Annotated in this window: 5 protein-coding genes and 1 pseudogene; all 6 read left to right on the top strand. The window is 71.0% G+C overall.

Annotated elements, in window-relative coordinates:
* Positions 1-565: phosphopantothenoylcysteine decarboxylase domain-containing protein (locus tag BN10_RS05290; protein ID WP_324603512.1), on the top strand; the 565-nt coding region annotated here is incomplete at its 5' end.
* A gap of 120 nt (positions 566-685) precedes the next feature.
* Complete coding sequence (gene metK, locus BN10_RS05285; RefSeq protein WP_010850156.1) at positions 686-1,906, top strand: methionine adenosyltransferase; 1,221 nt, start codon at positions 686-688, stop codon at positions 1,904-1,906.
* A 67-nt stretch (positions 1,907-1,973) separates the two neighbouring features.
* Positions 1,974-4,052, top strand: coding sequence for a primosomal protein N' (locus BN10_RS05280; RefSeq protein ID WP_010850155.1), 2,079 nt, complete (start codon positions 1,974-1,976; stop codon positions 4,050-4,052).
* A gap of 80 nt (positions 4,053-4,132) precedes the next feature.
* Positions 4,133-5,065 carry a methionyl-tRNA formyltransferase gene (fmt, locus tag BN10_RS05275; RefSeq protein ID WP_010850154.1) on the top strand — a complete coding sequence of 311 codons (933 nt, stop codon included), beginning with the start codon at positions 4,133-4,135 and terminating at the stop codon, positions 5,063-5,065.
* A pseudogene (locus BN10_RS18245) lies at positions 5,040-6,559 on the top strand (RsmB/NOP family class I SAM-dependent RNA methyltransferase). Before fmt ends, BN10_RS18245 begins: the two are co-directional and overlap by 26 nt.
* Positions 6,560-6,569: 10 nt before the next feature.
* Positions 6,570-7,220, top strand: coding sequence for a ribulose-phosphate 3-epimerase (gene rpe, locus BN10_RS05265; protein ID WP_040752592.1), 651 nt, complete (start codon positions 6,570-6,572; stop codon positions 7,218-7,220).
* The last annotated feature ends 40 nt before the right edge of the window (positions 7,221-7,260 follow it).

Below are 7,260 nucleotides of genomic sequence, written 5' to 3'. Positions count from 1 at the left end.
GGCAGCCGCCGCGGCGCGCGGCGCACGGGTCACTCTGGTGACCACGGCCGACCTCCAGTTGCCAACCGGCGTCGAGTCGGTGCGAGTCGAGACCGCCCAGCAATTGCGGGCGGCGATGCTCGAGCACTTCGACAGCGCCGACGTCATTGTCATGGCAGCTGCCGTCGCCGACTTTCGACCGGCTGACTACGTCGACACCAAGATCAAGAAGGGGATGGCGCCCGGCGACGACTCGGCCCCAGAGATCCGATTGGTCCGCAACCCCGACATCCTCGCCGAGCTGGTCCGCCACCGCGGAGATGCTGCGGGCCCGGTGATCGTGGGTTTTGCTGCGGAGACGGGTGACGCGAAGGCCTCCGTGCTCGAGCACGGTCGCGCCAAACTGGAGCGCAAGGGCTGTGACGTCCTGGTCGTCAACGAGGTCGGGTCGGACAGGACCTTCGGGAAGGACGAGAACACCGTCCACCTGCTGCTTCAGGGCAGCTCTCGCGTCGAAGATGTCGGGCCCGCTGACAAGCGAGTCATCGCCGACGCCATCTGGGACCTCGTCGAGACGTTGGTCTGAGCCCCGGGTCACTGCGCTGGACTCGCGCACGGGCGAAGGCGCCGGGGACGGTAGATTGATCGTGGCTGCCGCCGCGACCCCGGTGGTCGGCCCGAAACCCTAGATGCAAGGAGCCACAGCGTGTCCGCACGCCTATTCACGTCAGAGTCCGTCACCGAAGGCCACCCCGACAAGATCTGCGACCAGATCTCCGATGGCATCCTGGACGCCATGCTTGCTCAGGACCCGCGCTCGCGCGTGGCCGTGGAGACGATGGTGACCACCGGTTTGGTGCACGTGGCTGGCGAGGTCACCACCGAGGCCTACGTGGAGATCCCGAAGATCGTCCGGGACACCGTCCTGCGGATCGGCTACGACTCCTCGACCAAGGGTTTCGACGGGGCGTCGTGTGGGGTGGAGGTCTCCATCGGTCAGCAGAGCCCGGACATTGCCCAGGGCGTCGACACGGCCTTCGAGAACCGCACCGGTGGCGTCGACCCGAAGGACAAGCAGGGAGCTGGCGACCAGGGCCTGATGTTCGGGTATGCCTGCGATGACACCGCCGAGCTCATGCCGCTCCCGATCTTCCTCGCCCACCGCCTCGCGGAGCGGCTCACCCAGGTGCGCAAGAGCGATCAGGTCGCCTACCTGCGCCCGGACGGCAAGACCCAGGTCACGATCGCCTACGACGGGGCCAAGGCAGTGGCTCTCGACACGGTCGTCATCTCGTCCCAGCATGCTGACGGCATCTCGCTCGACGGACTGCTCGCCCCCGACCTGCGCGAGCAGGTCATCGAGCCGGTGCTGGCCGAACTCAAGGACGCCGGGTCCGACCTCGACATCTCGAACTACCGCACCCTGATCAACCCGACCGGCAACTTCGTCATCGGCGGCCCGATGGGTGACGCGGGCCTCACCGGGCGCAAGATCATCGTCGACACCTACGGCGGCATGGCCCGTCACGGTGGCGGTGCGTTCTCCGGCAAGGACCCGTCGAAGGTCGACCGGTCGGCGGCCTATGCAACCCGGTGGGTGGCCAAGAACGTCGTGGCCGCCGGCCTGGCCAGGCGCTGTGAGGTCCAGGTCGCCTACGCGATCGGCAAGGCCCAGCCGGTCGGTCTCTACGTCGAGACCTTCGGCACCGAGACCGTCGACGTCGACAAGATCCAGAGCGCCATCACCCGGGTTTTCGACCTGCGCCCGGCCGCCATCCTCGAGGACCTCGATCTCCTGCGCCCGATCTACTCCCCGACCGCGGCCTACGGTCACTTCGGCCGGACCAGCGCCAAGGGCATCGAGAACGCATTCACCTGGGAGCAGACCAACCGCGTCGAGGAACTCCAGGCCGCCTCTCGCGGCTGAGCTGATCGGCCTGCAGCCACGACGGCCCCGACGCTCGGCGTCGGGGCCGTCGGCTATCTTCGCGGGCATGACGGAGCCGGTTGTGAGCGGTGGGGACGAGCAGCTCACGCTGCTGCCCCTGCGCACCCCCCGCACCCGCCGTGACGCCGCCCGCGCGGGCACCGCCGCATCAGATCCGGTCGCGAGGGTCCAGGTCGACACCGGCCTGCCCCACCTGGATCGTCCCTTCGACTACCTCGTGCCGGCCGATCTGGCTGACGAGGTCCAACCCGGAGTCCGCGTCAAGGTCCGCTTTGCCGGGCGCGATCTCGACGGCTTCGTCCTCGAGCGCGCGGACCTGTCCGACCACACCGGGCAACTGCAGCCGATCCGCCGTGTGGTCTCGCCCGAACCGGTCCTGGGTCCGGCCCTGCTGGCCGCCTGCCAAGAGGTCGCCCGCCGCTGTGCAGGCTCCCTGGGTGACGTGCTCCGGTTGGCGATCCCGCCCCGTCACGCGGCGGCCGAGCGGGCGTTGCCCCACGACCTGCCCCCTCCCGAACCGCTGTCCGCGCCCGGTGCTGACGACCCGGCATACACGGGGGGGTGGGAGCCCTACCTCGGGGGTCCGGCGTTCCTCGACCGGCTCGCCAACGGCGAGAGTCCGTCGGCGAGCGCCCTGGTGGCGCCGGGCATCGCGGGCGCCGACCGGTGGCCGGCTCTGCTCGTCGACGCTGCCCAGGCGACACTGCGCTCCGGTCGTGGCGCGATCCTCGTCGTCCCCGACGCCCGTGACTGCGACGCCCTGGAGGCTGCGGTCATCGAGCGATTCGGACGTGGTGCCGCCGTCCGCCTGACGGCCGATCAGGGCCCTCAGGCGAGGTACACCGCGTGGCTGAAGGTGTTGCGTGGCCAGGTGCGCCTGGTCATCGGCACCCGAGCAGCCGTCCATGCCCCCGTGCACGACCTCGGGCTGATCGCCTGGTGGGACGACGGCGACGACTCCCACACCGAGCAGCGGGCTCCGTATCCGCACGTTCGCACCGTCGCTCTCGTGCGGCGTGACCTTCAGGGGGTGGCCCTGCTCGCGGCGGGCCACACCCGCTCGAGCGCCGTCCAGCAGCTCGTCGAGTCCGCGGTCCTCAAGGCCGTCGAGTGCCCCCGCCTCGTGGTCCGCGAACGCTCACCGTGGGTCAAGGTGGCCGGCGAAGGTCCTGAGGGCGCTCGCGACCCAGGGGGCGGCCACGGGCGGATGACGAGCCTGGTGCACGAGAGCGTCCGCGCCGGACTCGCGGCCGGTCCAGTGCTCGTGCAGGTTCCCCGGGTCGGATATTTGCCTGCGCTGTCCTGTCAGGATTGCCGACAGCCTGTGCTCTGCCGTACCTGCCACGGACCCATTGCCATCCCCGCGCCGAGGGACGCCCCGCAGTGCCGTTGGTGTGGCCGACTGGTCACCGACCACCGGTGTGAACACTGCGGGCCCACGCGGCTTCGTGCCCGCGTCGTGGGCGCGACCCGCACGGCCGAGGAACTCGGACGCGCCTTTCCGGGAGTTCCCGTTCAGGTGTCGGGCCGCGCAGAGGTGCTCGGCTCGGTGCCGTCGACACCCCGGATCGTGATCGCGACACCCGGCGCCGAACCCACGACCGAGGAGGGGTATGCCGCGGGGGTCCTCCTCGACGCGTGGTCACTTCTCGATCGGCCCGAACTGGACGCCGCCGAGGACACCCTGCGTCGATGGATCGGTGCAGCCGCGCTCGTGCGCCCCCGCGCACAGGGCGGAGTCGTGGTCGTCGGTGGCGTCCCCGACCACGTGATCCTGCCGGTCGTCGAGGCCCTCGTGCGATGGGATCCAGGATGGTTCGCCGCCCGCGAGTTGGCGGAGCGGCGCACGCTGCGCCTGCCGCCGGCCGCCCCGGTCGGCACCGTGACCGGGGGCCACAACGACCTCGTCGCAGCGACGACGGGTGCCCCGTGGCCACCGGGGGCACGGGTCCTTGGCCCCGTGCCGGTGGGGACTGACGGCACCGAACGCCTGATCGTCCAGGTGGATGACGAGGCCGAGCAGGCGCTGGCGACCGTGCTGCGCCAGGTCCGGGCGCGCTGGGCGGCGCGCCGCACCGGCGAGGCGGTCCAGGTGCGGATGAACCCCGCGGACCCCTCGCGCTGAGGGAGGGTGACTGGCGGCGGGGCTGTCGCGCGCGGCTCCTAGGATGAAGCCGACGAATACGGTCAGATGGGAGGTGCCGAGTGCGCGTGGTCTTCGCGGGGACTCCAGACGTGGCCCTGCCATCGCTCACCGCCCTGCTGGAGTCCCGCCATCAGGTCGTCGGCGCCGTGACTCGACCTGATGCCCGCGCGGGGCGGGGCCGCGCGTTGACCGCCTCACCGGTCAAGCAGGCAGCCCAGGCCGCAGGGGTCGAGGTTCTCACCCCCCTGCACCCTCGGGACCCGGACTTCCAGGCCCGACTTCGCGACCTGGCGCCCGAGGCCTGTCCCGTCGTGGCCTATGGCGCACTCCTGCCGCAGAGCGCCCTCGACATTCCACGGCACGGCTGGATCAACCTGCACTTCTCCCTGCTGCCCGCCTGGCGTGGTGCAGCTCCGGTGCAGCGGGCACTCATGGCCGGGGACACGGTGACCGGCGCGAGCACCTTCCGGATCGAGGCCGGCCTGGACACCGGTCCGGTGTTCGGGACGATGACCGAGGCGATCCGCAGCACGGACACCGCCGGTGACCTGCTGGGCCGGCTCGCGGCCGCGGGGGCAGGTCTGCTCGTGGCGACGCTCGATGGAATCGAGGACGGCACACTGGCGGCTCGTCCTCAGTCCCACGACGGGGTCAGTCATGCGCCCAAACTCACCGTGGCCGAGGCGCAGGTGCGCTGGGATCACCCAGCCTTCGCGGTGGACCGTCTCGTTCGGGGCTGCACACCGGATCCGGGGGCGTGGACCACTTTCCGTGGGCAACGAGTGGCGCTCGGGCCGGTGAGCCTGTTCACCCATGACGCCCCTTCGCTGCCGCCCGGACGCCTGCTGGCCGACAAGAAGTCCGTCGTCGTGGGCACCGCGACCGGTCCCGTGCTGCTCTCCACGGTGCGGCCCCAGGGAAAGAAGGAGATGGCGGCTGCCGATTGGGCCCGCGGCGTCCGTATCGATGTGGGGGAGGACCTCGGTGGCTGACCGCACGCCTGGCCGGGATCGGACCGATCGAGCGGATCGAGGGGGTCACCCTCCCCGTCGGCGGTCGAGCACCCGTCCCGCCGAACGCACCCGACGCGCCGAGCCCACTCGCGCCGCGGCATACCACCTGCTGCGGGCGGTCGAGGAGGGTGCCTATGCCAACCTCGAGCTGCCCAAGTTGCTGCGCAGGTCGCACCTGGCCGGCCGTGATGCGGCGTTCACGACCGAGCTTGCGTTCGGCACCCTGCGTCACCGGGCCTTCTACGACGCGGTGATCGCGGTGGCTGCGGACCGCCCGATCACCGCCATCGACGGCCGCGTCCTCGATGTCCTGCGGCTCGGAGCGCACCAATTGCTGGCAATGCGTGTGCCCGATCACGCCGCCGTCGACCAGACGGTGGGCCTGGCTCGGGCCGTGGTCTCACAAGGGGCCGGCGGTTTCGTCAACGCGGTCCTGCGGCGGATCAGCGAAGGCGACCGGGAGAGCTGGCTCGTGCGGGTTCGTCCGCCCGGTGGCGTGGCCGCGCTGGCGCTCGAGTACTCGCACCCCGAGTGGGTCGTCACCGCGCTTCGGGGCGCCCTGGTCGGCCATGGGCCCCCGCCGAGGCGGTCGACGATCAACTCGAAGCGCTCCTGCGCGCTGACAACGACCCGCCCCGGGTCGCGCTCGTCGCGCGGCCCGGACTGACGACCGTTGACGAGTTGATCGCCCAAGGTGGGAGGCCCGGTCGGTGGGCGCCGACAGCCGTCCTGCTCGACAGTGGCCAGCCAGGCGACCTGCCTGAGGTGCGTGACGGTCGGGCTGCCGTCCAGGACGAGGGCTCACAGCTGGTCGCGCTCGCCCTCGCGGCCGTGCCGTCCGAGGCCACCGGGGTGACCGCCGGCCGATGGCTCGATCTGTGCGCCGGCCCCGGCGGGAAGGCAGGCCTGCTCGCCGTCCTGGCCAGTGCTGCCGGCGCTGACCTCGTCGCCAACGAGGTCAGTGAGCACCGCGCCGATCTGGTGCGCGCCACCCTCGCGCCGGCGATCGCTGCCGCCGTCGAGCGCGGTTCGACCATCGAGGTGCGCACCGGCGACGGCCGCGATTACGGTGCCGAGGAGCCGGGGGCATATGACCGCGTCCTCGTCGATGCGCCGTGCACCGGTCTGGGCGCATTGCGGCGACGGCCGGAGGCGAGGTGGCGCCGGCAGCCAGGGGATCTGACCGCGCTCGGCCCGCTCCAACGCGACCTGCTCCGCAGCGCTCTCGACGCGACCGCGCCCGGGGGAGTGGTCGGATACGCCACGTGCAGTCCGCATCTGGCAGAGACCAGCTTCGTGGTCCGCGATGTGGTCAAGCGCCGCGACGACGTGGAGATCCTCGATGCCCGCCCCTTCTTCACCCAGGCCAGCAACGGCGCCCTGATCGACCTGGGGAATGGCCCCTTCGTCCAGTTGTGGCCGCACGTGCACGGCACCGACGGCATGTTCTTTGCCCTGCTGCGGCGCCGATAGGGTTGTGCCCGTGCAGATCTCGCCCTCAATCCTGTCGGCCGACTTCGCCAACCTCGAGTCAGAGTTGGCGGCGATCGCCAACGCCGACTGGGCCCATGTCGACGTCATGGACAACCACTTCGTCCCGAACCTCACCCTCGGGCTGCCCATCGTCGAGTCGCTGCTGAAGGTGACTCCCATCCCCATCGACTGCCACCTGATGATCGACGACCCGGACCGCTGGGGACCGGGCTATGCCGAGGCCGGCGCTGGCTCGGTGACCTTCCACATCGAGGCCGCGTCCGACCCGGTCCGGCTTGCGCGCGACATCCGGGCGGCCGGCGCGAGGGCCGCCTTCGCCCTCAAGCCCGGGACTCCGTTCGAGCCCTATGCCGACCTGCTCGCCGAGGTCGACATGGTGCTGGTCATGACCGTGGAGCCCGGCTTCGGCGGGCAGTCCTTCATGGCCGATCAGATGCCCAAGGTTCGGCAGGTGCGAGAGGCCGTGCGGCGCCACGGCGGCGAGGTCTGGATCCAGGTCGACGGAGGAGTCTCTGCGCGCACGATCGAGCAGTGCGCCGACGCCGGTGCCGATGTCTTCGTCGCCGGTTCGGCCGTCTACGGCGCCGCCTCGGCGGCCGCGGCGATCGATCACCTGCGCGACCTCGTGTCCCGTCACTAGCGATAGATCTCGCACCGGACCACAGGTATGGGTGTGGTCG

This window comes from Phycicoccus elongatus Lp2, assembly GCF_000367525.1.
GTDB classification, from domain to species: domain Bacteria; phylum Actinomycetota; class Actinomycetes; order Actinomycetales; family Dermatophilaceae; genus Phycicoccus_A; species Phycicoccus_A elongatus.
This window is presented reverse-complemented; position numbering and strand designations above follow the sequence as displayed.

What these genes read in the sequence shown, in the direction of transcription:
- BN10_RS05280 (WP_010850155.1), top strand. Translation starts at nt 1,974, where the DNA reads ATGACGGAGCCGGTTGTGAGCGGTGGGGACGAGCAGCTCACGCTGCTG.